The sequence below is a fragment of the Pseudomonas extremorientalis genome (genome assembly GCF_001870465.1).
GTDB lineage: Bacteria > Pseudomonadota > Gammaproteobacteria > Pseudomonadales > Pseudomonadaceae > Aquipseudomonas > Aquipseudomonas extremorientalis.
Window position 1 is genome coordinate 15,159 of sequence record NZ_MDGK01000034.1, and the last position, 20,851, is coordinate 36,009.

Consider the following 20,851-nt stretch of genomic DNA (forward strand, 5'->3'; position numbering starts at 1 on the left):
TTCACAGCATTTCTTCAGTGATTCAGCCGTAGAAACGTGGGCGATCCGGCAAGCTCACCTTCACAATCTGCTCACTGCCCTGCGCTTCAATACACGCATCCGCCGCCACCGCTGCGGCAAAGCCATCCCACGCCGACGGCCCACCGACCTGCCCGGCGCGCACACTGTCGATGAACGCCTGCAATTCCACGTCATACGCGCCGATAAACCGATCCTTCCAGTCCATCAGGATCGCGTTGGACAACTTCGCGCCACTGCGCAGTTGCACCTGGGAAGGCTCCGGCAGCTTGGCGATGCCGGTCTCCCCCACCACTTCACACTGGATGTCGTAGCCGTACTGGCAGTTCACAAACACTTCCACGTCGATGCGCGTGCCCTTGGCGGTTTCCAGCAGCACGATCTGCGGGTCACGCAGGTGGGCCAGGGCCTTGCTGGATTTGCGCGGGAACACCACCTGCACCGACACGTAGTCGTCATTGAGCAGCCAACGGAGCACATCCAGTTCGTGGATCAAGGTGTCGGTGATCGCCATGTCGGTCTTGTAGTTTTCGCCCACCGTCGGGTTACGGTGCGCGCAGTGCAGCATCAGCGGCTCGCCGATCTGGCCGCTGTCGATCACGGCCTTGAGTGCGCGATAGCCTTCGTCATACGGGCGCATGAAGCCGACCTGCACCAGGCGCTTGCCGTAGGCGACTTCGGCGTCGACGATCTTGCGGCAGCCCTCGGCGGTGACCGCCAGGGGTTTCTCGCAGAACACCGGTTTGCCGGCGGCAATCGCTGCGAGCACAAACTCTTCGTGGCTCGGTCCCCAGGACGTCACCAGCACGGCCTCGACCTGCGGCGAGTTGATCAGCGCATGGCCGTCGGCGTACACCTCGGCGTCCAGCTTCAAATCGGCGACGACCTTGGCGGCCTGCTCCAGGTTGATGTCAGTCACCGCCACCACCTGGCTGTTGAGCAAGGTCTGGCTGCAACGACGGATATGGTCCCGGCCGATAGCGCCTGTACCGATGACACCTAGCTTCAAAGACATACACACACTCCTCTTGTTATTAGTACTGCCGGGCCTTCGCCAGGTGTTCATTGAGTTTTTTCGCAGCGGCATTCGTGCGTTCGCTGGTGGACACTTGCGCCACACCCACTCGCCACCACGACAGGTAGCCGTGGACCATGGTCTTGGGCAGCACCTTGATATCGATCAGCGTCGACACCGTTTGTATACGCGCATCCGCCAGCGCGGCTTCGAGTTGCTCCACGGTGCTGACCTTGTAGGTCTTGCAGCCATAGGCCGCCGCGCTCATGGCGAAGTCCACCGGCACCAGGCCGCCGTCAAGCTTGCCGCTCTCGGGGTTGCGGTAGCGGAATTCGGTGCCGAAGCTGTCCATGCCGTTGCCGATCTGCAGGTTGTTGATGCAGCCGAACGCCATGTTGTCGAGCAGCACCACGTTGATCTTGCGCCGCTCCTGGATCGAGGTGGCCAGCTCCGAGTGCAGCATCATGTAGGAGCCATCGCCGACCAGTGCGTACACCTCTTTAGTCGGCTCGGCGAGTTTCACGCCGAGCGCCGCGTTGATTTCGTAGCCCATGCACGAGTAGCCGTATTCGACGTGGTAGGTGTTGACGCCCTTGCTGCGCCAGGCGCGTTGCAGGTCGCCGGGCAGGCTGCCGGCGGCGGCGACGATGATCGAATCGTCGGCCAAGGTCTGGTTGAGCACACCCAGTACACGGCTCTGGGTCAGGCACGAGCCGGTCAGCTCGATGAATTCACGCAGCACGCCACGGTCGAGACGGTCGTCGACCTCGGGCACAAACCCGTCGCCGTCATATTCCACCTGGTGCACACGATCCACTTCGGCGTCCAACTGCGCCTTGGCCGCGACGACCTGCCCACCCCAGCCGGAGCGGTAATCGCCGAGGGCATCGGCCAATGCTTCGAGGGCCACTTGCGCATCGGCCAGCACTTGCACGCCGTCGAGCTTCAAGGCATCGCAGGGGCTGACATTGAGGTTGAGGAACGTCACCTCAGGGTGCTTGAACAGCGATTTGGACGAGGTGGTGAAGTCAGTGTAACGCGTGCCCACACCAATGATCAGGTCGGCCTCGGGCGCCAGCAGGTTGGCCGCCAGGCAGCCGGTTTCGCCAATGCCACCCACGTTCAGCGGATGGCTGGAGACCACGGCGCTCTTGCCCGCCTGGGTCTCGGCGAAGGGAATATCAAAGCGTTCGGCAAAGGCTTGCAGCGCGGCATTCGCGCCGGAGTACTTAACACCGCCACCGCAGATGATCAGCGGCTTGCGCTTGCCCCGGAAGGCGGCCAATGCATCACCGATCATCGCGCCGGTGGCCGGGCGACGCTCGATACGGTGCACACGTTTGTGCAGGAAATAATCCGGATAATCCCAGGCCTCGGCCTGCACATCCTGGGGCAATGCCAGGGTCACCGCGCCGGTTTCAGCCGGATCGGTGAGCACACGCATGGCGTGGATCGCGGCGCTCATCAACTGCTCGGGGCGGTTGATGCGGTCCCAGTATTTGCTGACCGAGCGGAAGGCATCGTTGGTGCTGATGCTCAAGTCGTGGAACTGCTCGATCTGTTGCAGCACCGGGTCAGGCTGGCGGCTGGCGTACACATCGCCGGGCAACAGCAACAACGGGATACGGTTGGCCGTGGCGGTCGCGGCGGCGGTCAGCATATTGGCAGCGCCTGGGCCGACGGACGCCGTACACGCGTAGATCTTGCGGCGCAGGTGCTGCTTGGCGAAACCGATCGCCGCATGGGCCATGCCTTGCTCGTTGCGGCCCTGGTGCACCACCAGGTCGCCGCTGTCCTGCTCCAGGGCCTGGCCCAGGCCCAGCACGTTGCCGTGGCCGAAAATGGTGAATACCCCGGCGACGAACTTGCTCTGCACGCCATCGACTTCGATGTATTGGTTGTCCAGGAACTTCACCAGGGCCTGGGCCATGGTCAGTCGGGTTGTGGTCATGTCGCGCCCCTTATCGTTTCTGCAGGTGGGCGATGCTTGCGCCCAAGGCCTGCTGGATATCCGCCAGCCCGTGCACGCTCTCGGCAAACGGCTCGAACGACAGGTAGCCGCTGTAGCCGGTGCTGAGCAAGGTGTCGATCTGCGCCGCATTGCCGAGGATGTCGCCCTCGCCCACCAGCACGCGGTGGCCGTCGCGAATCGAACTCAGCGGCGCTTGGGCATCTTCGACGCCGGAGATATGCACCAGGCCGGTCAACTCCGGGAAGAACTCATGTTCGCTGGCCAAGTGATGATGGAAGGTGTCGTGCACCAGCCGGAACACATCCAGGCCGCCGATGGACATGATCGCGTCCACCGCCACGCGCTTGCGCCGCAGCGCACACTCTTCAAAGCCCAGGGGCTCGATAAACCCGAGGATGCCGTACTCACGCAGGATCGGCGCCAGCTCGCTCAAGGCCGTGCGCAAGCCGGCTGCACGCTGGGCTTCGTTGCGGGTGTCGCCCGGCTCGTTGAGCGGGCACATCACCAGGCCCTGGGCGCCGCACTCGCGGGCATAGGTCGCCATCTGGATTGCCTGGGCACGGCGCTCGTCGTTCCACACATCAAAGGGGTACAGCGCGTTGATCGACAGCACCGTGATGCCCTGCACCGCGCACAACTCACGCACGCGGCTGGCCGGGGTGCCGAACTCGATCTGCTTGTCCGCCAGGTCATTGCGCAACTCGATGGCATCGCACTTGAGCGCCGCCGCCAGCTGGATGAAATCCGGCAGGGACAGGTTGGGCGCGACGATGCGGTTAAGGGCGAAACGTAGAGGCGACTTCATTGTTGTTATTCTCCGTCCGGAACCGCTGATTAGAGGTCCAGCAGCCAGCTGTGCTGCGGGTCGTTGTGGAAATGCCAGGCGCGCTTGGGGCCGGCCATCACGTTCAGGTAATAGGACTCGTAGCCATAGGGCACGCTGACCGGGTGATAGCCCTTGGGCACGACGACCAGGTCGCTGTTTTCCACGGCCATGGCCTGGTCGATGCTGCGGTCGTCGGTATAGACGCGCTGGAACACAAAGCCCTGGGGCGGATTGATCTGGTGGTAGTAGGTCTCTTCGAGGAAGCTCTGGCGCGGCAAGTCATCGGTGTCGTGTTTGTGCGGCGGGTAGCTCGATGAATGCCCGGACGGCGTGCGCACCTCCACCACCAGCAGCGAATGGGCTGGCTCGCTGTCGGGCAGGATGTCGCACACGTAGCGGGTGTTGGCACCTTTGCCGCGCACGCTGCGCTTGCAGGTTTCCGGGCGGATCAGCCGCGGTTCGTAGCCTTCGGCGCCGGGCGCGGCGCAGACCGCAATCTGCACATCGCTCAAGGCGGTGACCTGGGCATCGGTGCCCGGCGGCAGGTAAGCGGCGAACGGCGATTTGTCTTCAAACACCGATTGGCGATCCCCCAGGTTCTGCCAGTTGAAGCCCTCCCCCTCGATGTTTACGCGGCCGCTGAGCAATACCAGGCACAACTCCTGGTCACCGGCGCTGACCGGCAGGGTTTCGCCCAGGCTCAGGCGGTAGGCGGCGAACCCTACGTACTCCAGGCGCCCGGGCTCCAGGGCGACCATGGTCTGGCCGCGTTTGCTGCTTTTTACCAACAAGCTCATTGTCCGGTCCTCTCATTCAGAAGCGCACGCAAGGTGTCGTAGCCTTTTTTCGCATAGATATAGCTGGGCGCCACGGCCGGGTCCTGTTCGGCTTCCACCACCAGCCAACCTTCATAGTGGGCGGCCAGCAGCACATCGAGCAGTTCGGCGAAGTCGATATCGCCATCGCCGGGCACGGTGAAGGTGCCGTTGACGATGCAGTCGGGAAAACTCCACATCTGATTGCGCGCCAGTTGCACCACCGGTTTGCGCACGTCCTTGAAATGCACATGGCAGACGCGATCGATATGTTTGCGCAGCACCGCGAGAGGCTCGCCGCCGCCCATGTAGCAATGGCCCGAATCGAACAGCAGGCCGACTTCGGGGCCGGTGCGTTGCATCAGTTGGTCGATGTCTTCCGGGGACTCGACGTACGCGCCCATATGGTGGTGATAGGCCAGGCGCACACCCTGGGACAGGGTGAACCGCGCCAGTTCGTTGAGTTTGTCGGCATAGTCCTGCCAGGCCTGTTCGCTGTGGAAACGCGGGCGCTCGATCAGGCGGATGCGCGAGCCCTGGATCGAATCGGCCACTTCGCCGTAGACCAGTACCGAGGCGCCGTTCTGTTTGAGCAACTCGACATGGCCGGCGATGGCCTCGATTTCTTCCGCCACCGAGCGCCGGGCCAGGCGGCTGGAGTACCAGCCGGAAACCAGCGCCAGGTCATACGGGCGCAACACATCGCCGACGCCCTTGGCGTCCTTGGGGAATTTGCCGTTGAGCTCGAAGCCTTCGTAGCCGATTTCCTTGCCTTCGCTGAGGGCGGTGCTCAGGGGCGTTTCACCGCCCAGGGCCGGCAGGTCGTCGTTGCTCCAGGAGATCGGGTTGATGCCAATTCGGATTGCGGGCATGGCTGCACCTTTATTATTTTCAGGTATCACTGAGATCTGCTTTTTGCTGTATGTGGGAGGGGGCTTGCCCCCGATAGCTGAGTGTCAGACACCACTGCTGTCACTGAACAACCGCAATCGGGGGCAAGCCCCCTCCCACATTGGATTGCATTTCAAATCAAGAACCGGGTTTAGCCTCGGGAACTGCGCCAGGCGTTGATCAGTTGTTCGAACGTGGCCTGCACCTGCTGGATCAGGGTTTCATCGTCGATCTCCCCCGCCATCCACGCCCGGCTCGGCGCCTGGAAGATCGTGCGGCCCACGGCAAAGCCTCGGCAGGTGGTGCTCAGGCGGGCCTGCTGGAAGCCATCGGCGAGGCATTCGGCCGAGGCATTCAGGCCCAGCAGCACCACGCCACGGCAGTAGGGGTCGCGCTCCTGGATCAGGGCGTCGAGCTTGCGCCAGTCCTCGGCCGATTGCGCCTCGATCTTCCACCACGCCGGGTAGATCCCCAGGTTGTACAGGCGCTTGAGGCTGCGATAGAGCACGTCGGGATAGGTGGACGGGTGGTCTTTGGGTGGGATGACTTCCAGCAGCAGTTCATGACCGCTGACAATCGACGCTTCGTACACCGCTTTCAGTTGCGCTTCCTGTTCCAGGCGCAGCAGCGGTTCGTCATCCGGATGGAATTGCACCAGGCACTTGATGATCTGTTCCTGGGGCCAGGCAATCAGGTTGCTGCCCACCGAACGGCCATGCTCAAACGCCAGCGGCCGCGAGTTCTGCACTTCCACCGGGCGCGCGATCCACCAGCCACGACCGCTGGCGGCGTTGAGTGCGTCCTGGCCGAAGCGCTGGTCGGCGAGCAGGCCGACATCGGCCTCTACGCCTTGTTCGGCGAGCTTTTGCTCGACGCGTTCGATGGCCTGGATAAACAGTTGCTTGGCCTCGCTGATGCGCGCAAGGTCCTGGCCGCCCTTTTGTGCCAGGTCCACCAGTTGCCAGCGGTGGTCGAAGGCAAACACGAACAGCTGCTTCCAGCGTTTGCGCGGTACCGTCACGCGGTGCAGGCGTTGCAGGGTCACGTCCTGGTCCGGACGGGTAATCGGCACCGGGCTGTTGAACAGGTATTCCAGCTCCGCCGGCGTCGGCATCGCCGGTGCGCAGGCGTGGCGCGAAACCACCAGGCCACCGCAGGCATTGGCCAACTGGCTGCAACGCTCGTCGCTGGCATCGTTGAGCCAGCCGCTGAGGAAGCCCGACATGAACGCATCGCCGGCCCCCAGCACGTTAAGCACTTCCACGCGCACGCCGGGGTAGATGGCGCCGTCTTCCAAGCGTGCGGGGATGGCGCCGTGGATGACCGTGCAGCCTTGCGGACCAAGCTTGACCACCAGGGTCGCCGGGGTCAGTTCGCGCACCTTGCGCAGGGCGGCGAGCAAGTCTTCACTGCCGCCCGCGATGAGGAATTCTTCTTCGGTGCCGACGATCAGGTCGAAGCGCGGCAGGATCTTCTGCACGTGCTGGCTGACATTCTGGTCGGCAACAAAACGGGTTTCGCCATCGGCCTTGCCCGCCAGGCCCCACAGCACCGGGCGGTAATCGATATCCAGTACACGCTTGACGTTGTGCCTGGCCGCGTAATCCAGCGCCTGGATGCTGGCCTTGTACACGCCGTCGGTGGAGAAATGCGTGCCGGTGATCAGTAGGGCTTTACTGGATGCGATAAAGGCTTCGCTGATGTCTTCGGCGCGCAGGGCCATGTCGGCGCAGTTTTCGCGGTAGAACACCAGGGGGAAGGTTTCGCGGTCCTTGAGGCCGAGCAACACCAGGGCGGTGAGGCGTTCCGGGTCGACCTTGATGCCGCTGACATCGCAGCCTTCGCGGGCCAGGGACTCCACCAGGAAGCGGCCCATGTGGTCGTCGCCGACCCGGCTCAGCATCGCCGACTTGAGCCCGAGCCTGGCGGTGCCGAAGGCGATGTTGGCGGAGGACCCGCCGAGGTACTTGGCGAAGCTGGACACGTCCTCAAGCCGCGCACCGACTTGCTGTGCATAGAGGTCGACGCCCAGGCGCCCGAGGCAAATCAGATCCAATTGACGCCCACTGGCAAAACGAGTCTGGCCCATGCTGGCTCCTGTTATTTTTATCAGCCTGCGTTGTGCCGCCGTGGGGCGGCAAACGCTCTTGGTGGGAGCAGACTAGAACGTCCGGCGGCACCAATCAATATTTATTCCATATATTTTTTCATTGGAATATTTTTTCCATTAAGCTCGTACAGGGGCGCTTCCACCACACTGCATCGTTTCAGCAGGCCACGCCGGCCGTGATGCCGGGGTATTTTTTTGCGCCTACCCTGTAGACTTGCGCCACCCATCAGCGCAACAGACGAAAACGCCAGAAGGATTGCCCATGTCCCGCACCGATCCCGAGACCACCCTGGAAGACTCTATCGCCAGCCCTCCGATCAATGCCGAGCGCCTGTTGCAGCTGATCACCGACGAATACGAGAGCCTGCCGCGCCAGCTCAAGCGCATCGCCAGCTACATGAGCCAGCAGAGCGACCGGATCATGGTCGACCGCATCAGCGACATCGCCCGTGAATGCGAAGTGCACCCGTCGGCCATCGTGCGTTTCTCGCAGCGTTTCGGGTTCAGTGGGTTCAGCGAGATGCAGGCGCTGTTCCGCGAGGCCTACACCCACAAGACCACGCCGGTGCAGAACTACCAGCAACGCATCCGCAGCATGATCGCCAACAAGTCGCAGAAAGCCAGCGGCGGCGACCTGGCGCGCGAATGCGTCAACGCCACACTGTCGGGCATCGAGCGCCTGGGCTTGGAGCTGGACGATGCCGCGTTCGACAAAGCCGTGGACCTGGTGGTCAACGCCGACAATATCTACGTGGTCGGCGTGCGCCGTTCCTTTGCGGTGGCCGATTACCTGGTCTACAACCTGCAGCACACCAACAAGCGCATCCACCTGATCTCGGGCCTGGGCGGCAGCTATCGCGAGCAGATGCGCAGCGTGCGCGCCAATGACCTGGTGATCGCCATCAGTTTCACGCCCTACGGCAAAGAGACCCAGCACTGCCTGCGCATCGCCCAGCACCACCAGGCCAAGACGCTGATCATCACCGACAGCAACCTGTCGCCCCTGGCCAAGCGGGCTAACGCGGTGCTGTTGGTGAATGAAGGCTCGTCGTTCGCCTTCCGCTCGTTGAGTGCCACCTTGTGCCTGTGCCAGGCGTTGTTTATTGCGGTGGCGTACCGGTTGGAGTTGAAGGTGGATGAGATTCACGAGCAGGTCGGGTTCGACGACTGAAGCTGCCGGCGTTGGAGATCCCTTGTGGGAGGGAGCTTGCTCCCGATAGCGGTGTGTCAGTCACTGGATTTGTGCCTGATACTGCGCTATCGGGGGCAAGCCCCCTCCCACATGTTTATCGGCGGCGCATCAGGTAGTAGGCTGCGGGAATGACGAACAGCGATAGCAACGGCGCCGTCAGCATCCCGCCAATCATCGGCGCAGCAATCCGGCTCATCACCTCACTGCCGGTGCCGCTGCCCAGCAAAATCGGCAGTAGCCCGGCGATGATCACCGCCACCGTCATCGCCTTGGGCCGAACCCGCATGACTGCGCCTTCGGTGATGGCCGCCAATAGATTGCCATCCTTGCGCTCGGCCCAGGCGTTCTTCAGGTACAGCAGCATGATCACGCCGAACTCCGCCGACACCCCCGCCAGCGCGATAAAGCCCACGCCCGTGGCCACCGACAGGTTGAAGCCCAACCAGTAAAGCAGCCACACGCCGCCGGTCAACGCGAACGGCAAGGTCGCCAGGATCAGCAACGCCTCCCCCACCCGGCGAAAGGTCAGGTACAGCAGTACAAAGATGATCAGCAAGGTGGCCGGCACCACCAGCTTCAGGCGCTGATTGGCGCGTTCGAGGAACTCGAACTGCCCCGAATAACTGAGGCTCATGCCCGGTTGCAGTTGCACCTGCTGGTTGATCGCCGCACGCAGGTCCCTGACCACCGAGGCCAGGTCACGATCACGCACGTCGATATAGACCCAGCCGGAAGGCCGCGCGTTTTCGCTCTTGAGCATCGGCGGGCCATCGTTGACCTTGATCCTGGACACCGTGCCCAGGGTGATCTGGCTGCCCTGCGGCGTGTAAACCGGCAGGTTGCGTAGCGCCTCCACCGAGTCGCGCCATTCCTTCGGGTAGCGCAGGCTGATGGGGAAACGCGCCAGGCCTTCCACGGTTTCGCCAATGGTTTCACCGCCCACCGCGCCCGACACGACGGACTGCACATCGCTGATGTTCAGCCCGTATTGCGCGGCGGCGGCACGGTCGATGTCGACGTCGATATAGCGCCCGCCGGTCAGGCGTTCGGCCAACGCCGAACTCACGCCCGGCACGGTCTTGGCGACTTTCTCCACGGCCTGGGTCACCGCATCGATCTGCATCAGGCGGGTGCCTGCGACCTTTACGCCAATCGGGCTCTTGACCCCGGTGGCCAGCATGTCGATGCGGTTGCGGATCGGCGGAATCCAGATATTGGTCAGGCCCGGCACCTGCACCACGCGGTCCAGCTCCTTGACCAGTTTGTCCGGGGTCATGCCGGGGCGCCATTGATCCTTGGGCTTGAACGCGATGGTGGTCTCGAACATCTCCAGCGGCGCCGGGTCGGTGGCGGTTTCGGCACGACCGGCCTTGCCAAATACGTGAGCGACTTCGGGCACGGTCTTGATCAGGCGGTCGGTGCGTTGCAGCAATTCGCACGCCGTCTGTGTCGACAAGCCCGGCAGCGCCGAAGGCATGTACAGCAAGTCGCCCTCATCCAGCGGCGGCAGGAATTCCCCGCCCAGTTTCGACACCGGCCACAGCGCGCTCGCCACCATCAGCAGCGCCACCAGCAAGGTCATGCGCGGCCAGCGCAGCACCGCCTCCAGCGCCGGCTGGTAGAGCTTGATCAGGCCGCGATTGAGCGGGTTGCGTTGCTCGTCGGGTATGCGCCCGCGAATCCAGTAGCCCATCAGCACCGGGACCAGGGTCACCGACAACCCGGCGGCCGCCGCCATGGCGTAGGTCTTGGTATAGGCCAGCGGCCCGAACAGACGGCCTTCCTGGGCCTGCAAGGTGAACACCGGGATGAACGACAGCGTAATGATCAGCAGACAGAAAAACAGCGCCGGGCCCACCTCGACCGCGGCGTCCGTCATCACCTTCCAGTGCTCATCGCCCTTGAGTTCCCGGCCGGGATGGGCGTGGTGCCAGGCTTCGATTTTCTTGTGGGCGTTTTCGATCATCACCACCGCCGCATCGACCATCGCGCCAATGGCGATCGCAATGCCGCCCAGGGACATGATGTTGGCGTTGATGCCCTGGAAACGCATGACGATAAACGCGATCAATACGCCCACCGGCAACGAGATGATCGCCACCAGGGACGAACGCAGGTGCCACAGGAAAATCCCGCACACCAGCGCCACCACCAGGAACTCTTCCAGCAGTTTATGGCTGAGGTTATCCACGGCACGGTCGATCAGCTTGCTGCGGTCGTAGGTGGTGACGATTTCAACACCGGGCGGCAGGCTGCTTTTCAACTGTTGCAGTTTGGTCTTGACCGCCGCGATGGCTTCCCGCGCATTCTTGCCGCTGCGCAGGATTACCACGCCGCCGACCGCTTCGCCCTCACCGTCCAGCTCACTGATGCCCCGGCGCAGGTCCGGGCCCAGCTGGATGTTCGCCACGTCGCCGAGGGTGACCGGCACATTGTTGGCGTCCAGGCGCAGCGGGATGGCACGGAAGTCGGAGAGATTCTTCAGGTAGCCGGAGGCGCGCACCACATACTCGGACTCGCCCAGGTTCAATACCGAGCCGCCGGCTTCCTGGTTGGCCTGGTCAATCGCTGCTTTCACCTGTACCTGGGTGATGCCGCGACTGGCCAGGGCCAGCGGATCGAGCTGCACCTGATATTGCTTGACCTGGCCGCCGATGGTAGCGACCTCCGCCACGTTTGGCAGGGTCTTGAGTTCGAACTTGAGGAACCAGTCCTGCAACGCGCGCAATTGCGCCAGGTCGTGCTGGCCGGTGCGGTCCACCAAGGCGTACTGGTAGATCCAGCCCACGCCGGTGGCGTCCGGCCCCAATGACGGTTTGGCTGATGCGGGCAGCCGCGCCTGCAACTGGCTGAGGTATTCCAGCACCCGCGAGCGCGCCCAGTACAGGTCGGTGCCTTCGTCGAACAACACGTACACGTAGCTGTCGCCGAAGAACGAAAAACCGCGCACGGTCTTGGCCCCCGGCACCGAGAGCATGGTGGTGGTCATCGGGTACGTGACCTGGTTCTCGACGATCTGCGGCGCCTGGCCCGGGTACGGGGTGCGGATGATAACCTGCACATCCGAGAGATCTGGCAAAGCGTCGACGGGTGTGTTCGGCACCGACCAGACACCCCACGCGGTGATGAACAAGGTGGCGAGCAGCACCAGGAAACGATTGGCCACCGACCCGCGAATCAACAGGGCGATCATGGGTGGGCTCCCGGCTGCATGTTCATCGCTGCTTCGGCCGCGGTGGCCGTAACACCCTTGAGACTGGCCTCGGAGTCGAGCAGGAACTGCCCGGAGGCGACCACCTGTTGGCCTTCCTGCAGGCCGCTGAGGATCACTGTGTGGTCCTGGTTTTCTACCCCGGTTTCAACCTCGACCGGACGATAGTGCCCGCTCTCCTCGGCCAGCATCACCAGCACGCGCTTGCCGGTGCGGATCAACGCTTCGCTGGGCACCTGCAACAGCGCTTGTCCGCCGGTCTGCGCCAGACTGACCTGGGCGGTCATGCCAGGGCGCAGGGCGCCGTCGGGGTTGGGTAGCTCGACCCGCACTTGCACAGTGCGGCTGTCCATGGCGGTGGCAGGCAAGATCGCGCTGACCGTGCCGTCGAGCGTCTTGCCCGGTAAACCGACAAAGTGGCTCTGCACCCGTTGCCCCACGTTCAACATTGCGCCTTGGGCTTCAGGCACGGCGACCTGCAACCACACCTGATCCAGGCCGTTGAACCGCGCCAGGGTCTGCCCCGGCGTCACCGTCATGCCTTCGCGCACCTCAAGGGTTTGCAGCGCGCCGCTGATCGGGCTGGTCACGGTCAGGACCGACTGCACCTGGCCGCTGCGCTCCATCTGCGCAATCAACCCCGCCGGCATCCCGCTCAGACGCAGGCGTTGGCGGGCAGCGTCGATCAAGCCGCGCTCGCCGCTGCGCCGCAGGGCCAGGAACTCTTCCTGGGCGGCCGCCCACTCGGGTATCAGCAGGTCCACCAATGGCGCGCCAGCCTTGAGCACATCCCCCGGTGCCCGTGCGTAGACCCGCTCGACAAACCCCGCCGCCCGCGCCTGCACCACCGCCACATCACGCTCGTTGAAGGCCAGAATGCCCGACAGCGCCAGGCGGGACGTCAGCACGCCGCGGCTCACGCTCGCCAGGCGCACGCCGATGTTCTGCGCCAGGCCTGGGTCAATCTGCACCGCCGGCGTGGCCGCCGATGCGGCCCCGTCGGCGTAGCGCGGCACCAACTGCATGTCCATGAACGGCGACTTACCGGGCTTATCGAACTGTTGTTGCGGGAACATCGGGTCGTACCAGTACAGCGCCTGCCTGTCGGCCTTGGCGGGCATGGATGAGGCGCCGGGCTGCCACTGCGCCAGCCCGTAGCCCGCTCCCAGGCCCAGCAGCAATACAGCGGCCACGATTGAATTATTCATTGGCGGGTTCCCCATAGGCGAAATACAGCTGCGCACCGACCAGGGCGCGTTGCTCGATGGCATCGATCTGTTTGAAACGGGCTTCGACCAGTTCACGGCGCGCGTTGACCAGCGTCATCAAGTCGCCTTTGCCGGCGCGATAGCCGGCCAGGCTCAAGCCGACTTTTTCCTCGGCCAGCGGCACCAGGCTGTCCTGGCTACGCTGCACCGCACGGTCCAGGCGCTGGTAGTCGGCCAGGTCGTCATCGAGCATCTGGATATGCTCACGGGTAGCGGCCTCGCGCTCGGCGTCGAGCTGGTCCAACTCGGCCTGCTTGGCGGCGATGCCGGGGTTTTGTCGACGGCCGGGGAAGATCGGCAAGTCAAAGGTGAACTGCACGTTGACCATGTCACCGAACTCACGGCTGCGATGCCCGTAATCGACCTCCCAACTCCAGTCCGAGGTCTTTTGCGCCTTGGCCTCCTGCAACCGCGCCTGCGCTTCATGGGTGCGTGGCACGTAGGCTTGCAGTGCCGGGTGCTGATGCAGATTGTGGTTCAGGCTATGGGGGTCGAAGGTCCAGTCGGGCAGTTGCCCGCTGGGGGCTTCGTTGGCGGCCGGGCCGATCCAGCGCTTGAGCGCGGCGCGGGCCTGGGTACGTTGCTGGGTCAACTCATCTTCGCGCCCGGCCAGCTCCGCGGCTTCCTGCCGAGGGATGACCGCGTCGGCGGCCTGACCACGGCCGCCGGCCAACTGCGCACGCACGGTGTCTTGCAACAGGCGGTTCTGTTGGTAGAAGTCCTTGAACAGGGCTTGCTTGCGCGCGACCGCATACGCACGAATCCAGGCCTGGGCCGTGGCCTGGCGCACGTTCAGGCGCTCGATGCGCCCTTCGGCGGCCGCCCGCTCGACGGTTGCATCGGCCAGCTCGACCCGAGCCTTGCGCTTGTCGCGGCTGGGCACCTGTTGCTGGATGCCGATCATCTGTTGCGTCATCTCGTCGCCATACAACGTGCCGCGATTGGGCCCGCCAATGGGAAAGTCCTGCAGGCCGACCACCAGCTTCGGGTCAGGCAATTCGCCCGCCGGGATCGCCGCCTGGGTGGCGGCCTGCAACTTGGCCGACTCGGCCAGCAGCGACGGTGCATTGTTTTGCGCCAGGCGCAGGGCGTCATCCAGGGTCAGCGCATTCGCCAACGCCGGCCACGCCAGCACGCCCACCACCAGGGCGCGCATGTAGGAGGCATTCATGTTGAAAATTCCTGTTCCGTTGCGCTGTGCACCGCATCAGGCGGCCCACAGCAAAACCATCCCGGTCAGGGGATGCGTCTTGAGGTGCAACAGGAATCAGGCCCGGGGTGGGCGCCAGACGCCGGACGGCGTGCGATCGGGGATAAAATCGGAAGCGGTGCCGACGAGCAGCGGATGGGCCGGGGTCAAGGAGGCCTTGAGCAGCGGCAGGGAGAATTGCAGCACGCCACCGGTCTTGCATTCCTGACCGGGTTTACAGGCCTTGCCATGATCCGCGCCGTCCTGGCAGCAGTCAGGCGACATGTCGCTCATCATCGGCATGTCCGACATCTTCATCGGGCACGGCTCGGTGCTTGACGGCACTCCCGCCATCCCGGTCAGGGGAAGCGTGAGGCTCAACAACAGGACGAGGACTAAACGCAGAAGGCGGCTCATGGTGCGCGAGTCTAGCCAAGCGCGGGTTAAGCCACCATTAAACAAATGTGGGAGCGGAATTGCTCACGAACGGGGCGTGTCAGTCAACGCAGCAGTTGTTGACACACCCCATTCGCGAGCAAGCCCGCTCCCACCAGGGATCGAGCCAGGCTCGGGATCAGTGCATGAAGATCGCAATCAGGATGATCACCGGGATAGGCACGCCGAGGAACCAGAGCAGTAATGAGCGCATGTTGTTCTCCTTGAATTGATTAACGAACGAAGTGTTCGGTTTCGACATACACCACGGCATCGCGGCGGCGACCGCCAAAGGTAGCGGCGAGGCTGGCGAAGAACGCACCGATCAACAGCGCGACAAAGGTCCACAGCGAGGTGTACGCAGCGACTTTGGCGGCGGTTTCCGCGGCTTGCTTGGCTTTGAGCTTGGCGTCTTCCACCGCTTTACGGGCATCGCCGTAGACTTTGTCGATACGCGCTTCGGCATCCGCCTGGCTGAGGTTGGTGCGCTGGCTGATCAGCTGTGCCAGGTAGGCACGGTCTTCTGGCGCAAGCTGACCGTCGTTGCTGAGGGTGCGGGTGAAGATGCGCGCTACCACACCGTGGGCGGCGTCATCGCTGACGGCGACCGGGCGATCATCACGGAACAGGCTGTCGACGTAATAGTCGAAATCGCCACCGTTGACGCCTTTGGCGGCACTGCCGGCGGCTTGGGTGATACCACTGGCTGCACCGGCTGCAACGCTGGCGCCGGCTTTCACACCACCGCTGACCACACTGCCGACCGAACCGACTACCAGCACCGCCGTGATCAACGTGGCAACAGCCCAGGCCAGGAAGCCATGGGCGGTGTCGCGGAAGTACACCTCATCACCGTGCATATTGGCCCACTTCACACGCAACCGACCGGCGATGTAGCCACCCAGGCCGGATGCGACGATCTGGGTAAAGGCCAGCCAGACAATCGTGGAAATGCCCAGCCCTTTTGCGCTGATACCGCTGTCAGCCCACGGCGACACCGCCGAAAAGCCCAGGCCGAAGCCCAGCAGCACCAGGATCAGCGACAACGCAGCCGCGGCGGCGGCCCCGGCAAAAATCGCCCCCCAGGAAACCCCGGAGAGCGCGCTCGACTCTTGCAGCGTGGATGAGGATGTGATCATTGTTGTTTTGCTCCAAGGCAGAAAAATAGTGTTACAAGTCTCAAAACAGACAGTGCAGGCACCATGCCAGTCGGCGCAAAAAATAAATCCCTTACATTTCAGATAGTTAAGTAAATTGAACTAACCTGATCCATGCAACTTGCAAGAAATGGCGGTTTGAAGCGGGCGTTATGCACTCCCCGGCCCGGCGATGAAATCTGTGTCAGTTTTGCCAACATGAAGTTTTATTTAGGAAGCATTCAGCCATTTCTTGGCAAAATGCCCCCACTTCTGTAGGAGCCGGCTTACCGGCGATTGCGGTCTTCCAGTGTAAAGGTAATCCCATGACCCGAATTTTGACCATCGAGGATGACGCCGTAACGGCCCGCGAGATTGTCGCCGAGCTGAGTAGCCATGGACTGGATGTAGATTGGGTAGACAACGGCCGCGAAGGCCTGGTCCGCGCCGTGAGCGGCGATTACGACCTGATCACCCTCGACCGCATGCTGCCGGAACTCGATGGCCTGGCCATCGTCACCACCCTGCGCACCATCGGCGTCTCCACGCCGATCCTGATGATCAGCGCCCTCTCCGATGTGGACGAACGTGTGCGTGGCCTGCGTGCCGGCGGTGATGACTACCTCACCAAACCGTTCGCCTCGGATGAAATGGCGGCGCGCGTCGAAGTGCTGCTGCGGCGCAAAAGCACGGTCCAGGAATTCGAAACCGCCCTGCGCGTGGCCGATCTGGAACTGAACCTGATCAGCCGCGAAGCCAGCCGCGCCGATCAACCCCTGAGCCTGCTGCCCACCGAATACAAGCTGCTGGAATTCCTGATGCGCAATACCGGGCAGATTCTGTCGCGAATGATGATCTTCGAGGAAGTCTGGGGCTATCACTTCGACCCGGGTACCAACCTGATCGACGTGCACATCGGCCGTCTGCGCAAAAAGATCGACCCACCGGGCCTCCCGCCGCTGATCCGCACGGTGCGAGGCTCCGGTTATGTCATTGCTGAACCCCTCTAAGGGCTGGCGCTCTTCCAGCAGCCGTTTGCTGGCGCTGTACAGCTCGCTGTTCGTGGCCTGGAGCTGCATCCTCATGGGGGTGCTGTATTACGAGGTGTCCGGTTACCTGGGCGACCTGTCGCGCCACTCCCTGATGCAACGCCAGCACCTGTTCCAGCGCTTCGACGGCGAAGAACTGGTGGAAGCCCTGACCACCAGCATGACCTTCGACATGAAGGGTGTGGATGCCTACGGCCTGTTCGATGAGCAATTCCGCCCCTTGAGCGGGCCGATCCGCGCGGTGCCGCCGGACCTGCCCCTGGACGGCAAGATCCACGCACTGGTCAATTGTGTCGAGTCCGACGACCCCAAGTTGCCCAAGGACAGCTGCGATGCCGTGGCCACCCACACCGAAGACGGCCGCTGGCTGGTGCTGGTGCGGGCCAACGGCTCACTGTTCGGTGTGACCCGCATCATCTGGCACGCCCTGCTCTGGGCACTGTCCCTGACAATTATTCCGGGCGCCGCCGGCTGGCACCTGTTGCGCCGCCGCCCGTTGCGGCGAATCCGTGGGATCCAGGCCAGTGCCGAAGCCATCGTCGCCGGCGACCTGACTCACCGCCTGCCACTGTCCAACCGACGTGACGAACTGGACATGCTCGCGGCCATCGTCAACGCCATGCTCGACCGTATCGAGAAGCTGATGAACGAGGTCAAGGGCGTGTGCGACAACATCGCCCATGACCTGCGCACCCCGCTGACGCGCCTGCGTGCGCAGCTGTATCGCATCAAACAGGAGGCCGAAGCAGAGTCTGGCTACGCGGTGAAACTGGACGACGCGATTGCCGAGACCGACACCCTGATGGCGCGCTTTCGCGGGCTGTTGCGTATCTCCGAGCTGGAAGACCATCAGCGTCGCTCAGGTTTCCTGGTCATGGACCCGTTGCCGCTACTGCGCGAATTGCACGACTTCTACCTGCCCCTGGCCGAGGAAGGCGAGCTGCAACTGAAGCTCGAAACCCCGGAGTCCCTGCCGTGGATCACCGGCGACCGCGCCCTGTTGTTCGAAGCCCTGGCCAACCTGCTGAGCAACTCGATCAAGTTCTCCCCACCGGGCGGCACGGTGATCCTGCGCGGGGTCAATGATGCGGGCAGCACGCGCATCGAAGTGCACGACTCCGGGCCGGGCATACCGGCGGCGGAGCGGGATGCGGTATTCCAGCGTTTCTATCGGGTGGATGAAAGCGACCAGCAAGGCGGGTTCGGCTTGGGCCTGTCGATTGTGGCGGCGATCATCAACTTGCATGGGTTCAAGTTGGACGTGGGTACGAGCGAACAAGGCGGCGCCCGGTTAGTCCTGGAGTGCCGCCAGCAACTGATGCCCGAGGCCTGAAACCACTGGTGTCCCAATGTGGGAGGGGACTTGCCCTTCCCACATTGGACTGGATCAGGCCGGAAAGTTGGCGCGCAGGGCCTCAAGGCCACCGCTGTAGACACCGGCAAACAACTCCTCCACCGCCGCATCCGTAGTCCCCGCCACCGGCGTGAACACACCTGACCAAGTCACTTTCGCTGACGCCTCGCCCAACGCCTCGACCTGCAACGTCGCCAGGTACGCACTCACCGGAAACGGCGACTGCTCGATGGTATAGCTGTAGGTACGCCCGACGTTATCAAAGCGCTGCAACCGCTCCACCACCACACTACCGTCGGCGGTCTGCAGATGACGCACACGGCCGCCATCGCCCGCCTCGCTTTTGACAATAAACGGCAACCAGTCCGGCAGGCTGTTGAAGCCGCCGACCAATTGCCAGACCTGATCGGCCGATACCGGGATTTCAATCACAGAAGACGCTGTTGCCACGATAAATACTCCAGAAAATGAAAAACAACTCAGATCGCCATGCTGTCGACCACACCACCGTCGACGCGCAATGCAGCCCCTGTGGTCGCAGAAGAAAGCGGTGAAGCAATGTACGCCACCAGGTTGGCGACTTCATCCACATTCGCCGCCCGCTGGATGATCGACGTCGGCCGCGCATTGCGCACAAACACATCCGCCTCATCCCGCGCACTGCGCCCGGATTTTTGTGTGGCTTCCTTGAGCATCTGCTCCAGGCCGTCGGTAAAGGTCGGGCCGGGCAGCACGGCGTTCACCGTCACTCCCGTGCCCGCCAGGCGCTTGGCCAGGCCATGGGACACCGCCAGGTTGGCGCTTTTGGTCACGCCGTAATTGATCATGTCCGCCGGTGTCGCTACACCAGACTCCGACGACACGAAGATCACCCGACCCCAGCCCTGTTCGACCATGCCCGGCACATAATGCCGCGCCAGGCGCACGCCGGAGATCACATTGACCTCATAGAAACGCGTCCATTCGGTGTCCGAGGCCTCGAAAAAATCCACATCGTTGAAGATGCCCAGGTTGTTGACCAGAATGTCGGCACGCGGTTCGGCGGCAAACAGTTTCTCTGCGCCCTCTGCGGTGCCAAGGTCAGCCACCAGCCCACGCAGGTCTGCGCCCGGGACAGCCTGGCGGATGCTCGCCAGTGCATCGTCGACCTTGCCGGCTTCACGTCCGATCACCACCACCGTGGCGCCAGAGGCTGCAAGCGCCTGGCTGATTCCCAGGCCTATGCCGGCGGTACTGCCGCTGACAATCGCTACTTTACCGCTCACATCAATTTTCATCGGTTGAACTCCTGAATTTAAAGCGGCAGGGGCGCACGGTCCGAAACCAGTCGGGCCTCGCGCAGGGCCTGCCAGAAGGCTGCCGGGATCTGTTCAGACAACGCCGCGACGTCTTCGGCAATCCGCCCCGGACGACTGGCACCTGGAATCACTGCGGCCACCGCCGGATGGGCCAGGGAGAATTGCAGCGCGGCGGCTTTCACGCTCACGCCGAACCCCTGGGCAATCGCCTTGATCTGCTCGACGTTGTGGATAATCGCCGGGCTCGCTGGCTGATACTCGAAGTGCGCGCCACCGGCGAGGACGCCGGAGCTGTAGGGCCCACCGACGACGATCTCGACGCTCTGTGCCAGGGCCGCATCCATCAGGCGTTGCAGGGCGCGGTCGTGGTCCAGCAGCGTGTAGCGGCCGGCCAGCAAAAAGCCGTCGGGCTGGGCTTCAGTAAGGTCCAGGGTCAGTTCGCACGGCTCGACGCGGTTCACGCCCAGGCCCCAGGCCTTGATCACACCCTCTTCGCGCAGACGGGTCAGCACTTTGAAGGCACCGGTGCGGGCCTGGTTGAAATACTCCAGCCACTGGTCGCCGTAGAAGTCCTGGGCGATGTCATGGATCCACACGATGTCCAGCCGATCGGTTTTCAAGCGAGTCAGGCTGTCTTCAATCGAACGCAGTGTGGCATCGGCGCTGTAGTCGTTGAGCATCTTGTTCGGGCGACCGTGTTCGAACACACCGCTTTTTTCGCCGAGGTCGCGGGCACTGTCCTCGACTTCGTCGAGGATCACCCGGCCGACCTTGGTGCTGAGCACGAAGTCATCGCGGTTGTACTGCGACAGGGCCTGGCCCAGGCGCAGTTCGGAAAGGCCCGAACCATAGAACGGCGCGGTGTCGAAGTAGCGCACGCCGGCGCTCCAGGCGGCCTCGACGGTGGCCTGGGCCTCGTCTTCGGGAATGGCGCGGAACATATTGCCCAAGGGAGCGGTGCCCAAGCCCAGGACGCCGGGCAGTTTGTCTTTCAAGCTCATGATGAATCCTCAAAGGTACAAGGGGTCGCTGTGACCGTTGAGCAGATCCTAGATTGCAGAGATCGGACCGT

The 20,851-nt window shown here is 63.2% G+C and carries 17 protein-coding genes; 3 read left to right on the forward strand and 14 right to left on the reverse strand.

Translation table 11 applies throughout. The features are described from left to right. Positions 1–22: 22 nt before the first annotated feature. The 6 genes from iolG to BFN10_RS13430 form a co-directional block, all read right to left on the reverse strand. The gene (gene iolG / locus BFN10_RS13405) at positions 23–1,033 is read right to left on the reverse strand and encodes a bifunctional inositol 2-dehydrogenase/D-chiro-inositol 1-dehydrogenase (RefSeq protein ID WP_071490057.1); all 1,011 of its coding nucleotides are present in this window, start codon (positions 1,031–1,033) and stop codon (positions 23–25) included. Positions 1,034–1,052: 19 nt separating this feature from the next. Beyond that, on the reverse strand, positions 1,053–2,984 hold the full coding sequence (gene iolD / locus BFN10_RS13410; protein WP_071490058.1) for a 3D-(3,5/4)-trihydroxycyclohexane-1,2-dione acylhydrolase (decyclizing): 1,932 nt from the start codon (positions 2,982–2,984) through the stop codon (positions 1,053–1,055). A gap of 10 nt (positions 2,985–2,994) precedes the next feature. After that, positions 2,995–3,810 carry a TIM barrel protein gene (locus BFN10_RS13415; RefSeq protein WP_071490059.1) on the reverse strand — a complete coding sequence of 272 codons (816 nt, stop codon included), beginning with the start codon at positions 3,808–3,810 and terminating at the stop codon, positions 2,995–2,997. A gap of 29 nt (positions 3,811–3,839) precedes the next feature. Then, positions 3,840–4,628 (reverse strand): 5-deoxy-glucuronate isomerase, encoded by a 789-nt coding sequence (gene iolB / locus BFN10_RS13420; protein ID WP_071490060.1) that lies wholly within the window; start codon positions 4,626–4,628, stop codon positions 3,840–3,842. Next, positions 4,625–5,518: a myo-inosose-2 dehydratase gene (iolE, locus tag BFN10_RS13425; RefSeq protein ID WP_071490061.1), complete on the reverse strand. Its 894-nt coding sequence runs from the start codon at positions 5,516–5,518 to the stop codon at positions 4,625–4,627. Before iolE ends, iolB begins: the two co-directional genes overlap by 4 nt. 170 nt (positions 5,519–5,688) lie before the next feature. Continuing rightward, positions 5,689–7,626: a bifunctional 5-dehydro-2-deoxygluconokinase/5-dehydro-2-deoxyphosphogluconate aldolase gene (locus BFN10_RS13430; protein ID WP_071490062.1), complete on the reverse strand. Its 1,938-nt coding sequence runs from the start codon at positions 7,624–7,626 to the stop codon at positions 5,689–5,691. A gap of 283 nt (positions 7,627–7,909) precedes the next feature. Here BFN10_RS13430 and BFN10_RS13435 point away from each other — a divergent pair, with 283 nt between their 5' ends. After that, positions 7,910–8,818: a MurR/RpiR family transcriptional regulator gene (locus tag BFN10_RS13435; protein ID WP_058425739.1), complete on the forward strand. Its 909-nt coding sequence runs from the start codon at positions 7,910–7,912 to the stop codon at positions 8,816–8,818. A gap of 115 nt (positions 8,819–8,933) precedes the next feature. On the opposite strand, the gene BFN10_RS13440 is transcribed toward BFN10_RS13435, so the two are convergent. From BFN10_RS13440 to BFN10_RS13465, 5 genes are all read right to left on the reverse strand, one after another. Beyond that, the gene (locus BFN10_RS13440) at positions 8,934–12,032 is read right to left on the reverse strand and encodes an efflux RND transporter permease subunit (RefSeq protein ID WP_071490063.1); all 3,099 of its coding nucleotides are present in this window, start codon (positions 12,030–12,032) and stop codon (positions 8,934–8,936) included. Then, the gene (locus tag BFN10_RS13445) at positions 12,029–13,258 is read right to left on the reverse strand and encodes an efflux RND transporter periplasmic adaptor subunit (protein WP_231999496.1); all 1,230 of its coding nucleotides are present in this window, start codon (positions 13,256–13,258) and stop codon (positions 12,029–12,031) included. Before BFN10_RS13445 ends, BFN10_RS13440 begins: the two co-directional genes overlap by 4 nt. Further along, positions 13,251–14,489 carry a TolC family protein gene (locus BFN10_RS13450; RefSeq protein WP_071490065.1) on the reverse strand — a complete coding sequence of 413 codons (1,239 nt, stop codon included), beginning with the start codon at positions 14,487–14,489 and terminating at the stop codon, positions 13,251–13,253. Before BFN10_RS13450 ends, BFN10_RS13445 begins: the two co-directional genes overlap by 8 nt. Before the next feature lie 96 nt (positions 14,490–14,585). Continuing rightward, positions 14,586–14,924, reverse strand: a complete 339-nt coding sequence (locus tag BFN10_RS13455) for a hypothetical protein (protein ID WP_071490066.1) — start codon at positions 14,922–14,924, stop codon at positions 14,586–14,588. A 251-nt stretch (positions 14,925–15,175) separates the two neighbouring features. Further along, the gene (locus BFN10_RS13465) at positions 15,176–16,081 is read right to left on the reverse strand and encodes a hypothetical protein (protein ID WP_071490068.1); all 906 of its coding nucleotides are present in this window, start codon (positions 16,079–16,081) and stop codon (positions 15,176–15,178) included. A 323-nt stretch (positions 16,082–16,404) separates the two neighbouring features. On the opposite strand from BFN10_RS13465, the gene BFN10_RS13470 reads away from it, so the two are divergent. Together BFN10_RS13470 and BFN10_RS13475 are read left to right on the forward strand one after the other, a co-directional pair. Beyond that, positions 16,405–17,088: a response regulator transcription factor gene (locus tag BFN10_RS13470; protein ID WP_071490069.1), complete on the forward strand. Its 684-nt coding sequence runs from the start codon at positions 16,405–16,407 to the stop codon at positions 17,086–17,088. Then, on the forward strand, positions 17,066–18,460 hold the full coding sequence (locus tag BFN10_RS13475) for a sensor histidine kinase (RefSeq protein WP_071490070.1): 1,395 nt from the start codon (positions 17,066–17,068) through the stop codon (positions 18,458–18,460). The genes BFN10_RS13470 and BFN10_RS13475 overlap by 23 nt, the downstream gene beginning before the upstream one ends. 54 nt (positions 18,461–18,514) lie before the next feature. On the opposite strand, the gene BFN10_RS13480 is transcribed toward BFN10_RS13475, so the two are convergent. From BFN10_RS13480 to BFN10_RS13490, 3 genes are read right to left on the reverse strand one after another with little or no spacing between them, the layout of a single operon-like run. Continuing rightward, positions 18,515–18,931: an SRPBCC family protein gene (locus BFN10_RS13480; protein ID WP_071490071.1), complete on the reverse strand. Its 417-nt coding sequence runs from the start codon at positions 18,929–18,931 to the stop codon at positions 18,515–18,517. Positions 18,932–18,960: 29 nt separating this feature from the next. Then, on the reverse strand, positions 18,961–19,758 hold the full coding sequence (locus BFN10_RS13485) for an SDR family NAD(P)-dependent oxidoreductase (protein WP_071490072.1): 798 nt from the start codon (positions 19,756–19,758) through the stop codon (positions 18,961–18,963). 17 nt (positions 19,759–19,775) lie between these two features. Next, positions 19,776–20,780, reverse strand: a complete 1,005-nt coding sequence (locus tag BFN10_RS13490) for an aldo/keto reductase (RefSeq protein ID WP_071490073.1) — start codon at positions 20,778–20,780, stop codon at positions 19,776–19,778. Positions 20,781–20,851: the final 71 nt, after the last annotated feature.

Coding starts and splice junctions, on each gene's coding strand:
- BFN10_RS13415 (WP_071490059.1), bottom strand. CDS start 3,810: ATGAAGTCGCCTCTACGTTTCGCCCTTAACCGCATCGTCGCGCCCAAC.
- iolG (WP_071490057.1), bottom strand. CDS start 1,033: ATGTCTTTGAAGCTAGGTGTCATCGGTACAGGCGCTATCGGCCGGGAC.
- BFN10_RS13455 (WP_071490066.1), bottom strand. CDS start 14,924: ATGAGCCGCCTTCTGCGTTTAGTCCTCGTCCTGTTGTTGAGCCTCACG.
- BFN10_RS13430 (WP_071490062.1), bottom strand. CDS start 7,626: ATGGGCCAGACTCGTTTTGCCAGTGGGCGTCAATTGGATCTGATTTGC.
- BFN10_RS13440 (WP_071490063.1), bottom strand. CDS start 12,032: ATGATCGCCCTGTTGATTCGCGGGTCGGTGGCCAATCGTTTCCTGGTG.
- BFN10_RS13475 (WP_071490070.1), top strand. CDS start 17,066: ATGTCATTGCTGAACCCCTCTAAGGGCTGGCGCTCTTCCAGCAGCCGT.
- iolD (WP_071490058.1), bottom strand. CDS start 2,984: ATGACCACAACCCGACTGACCATGGCCCAGGCCCTGGTGAAGTTCCTG.
- iolE (WP_071490061.1), bottom strand. CDS start 5,518: ATGCCCGCAATCCGAATTGGCATCAACCCGATCTCCTGGAGCAACGAC.
- BFN10_RS13435 (WP_058425739.1), top strand. CDS start 7,910: ATGTCCCGCACCGATCCCGAGACCACCCTGGAAGACTCTATCGCCAGC.
- BFN10_RS13450 (WP_071490065.1), bottom strand. CDS start 14,489: ATGAATGCCTCCTACATGCGCGCCCTGGTGGTGGGCGTGCTGGCGTGG.
- BFN10_RS13470 (WP_071490069.1), top strand. CDS start 16,405: ATGACCCGAATTTTGACCATCGAGGATGACGCCGTAACGGCCCGCGAG.
- BFN10_RS13485 (WP_071490072.1), bottom strand. CDS start 19,758: ATGAAAATTGATGTGAGCGGTAAAGTAGCGATTGTCAGCGGCAGTACC.
- BFN10_RS13445 (WP_231999496.1), bottom strand. CDS start 13,258: ATGAATAATTCAATCGTGGCCGCTGTATTGCTGCTGGGCCTGGGAGCG.
- BFN10_RS13490 (WP_071490073.1), bottom strand. CDS start 20,780: ATGAGCTTGAAAGACAAACTGCCCGGCGTCCTGGGCTTGGGCACCGCT.
- BFN10_RS13465 (WP_071490068.1), bottom strand. CDS start 16,081: ATGATCACATCCTCATCCACGCTGCAAGAGTCGAGCGCGCTCTCCGGG.
- iolB (WP_071490060.1), bottom strand. CDS start 4,628: ATGAGCTTGTTGGTAAAAAGCAGCAAACGCGGCCAGACCATGGTCGCC.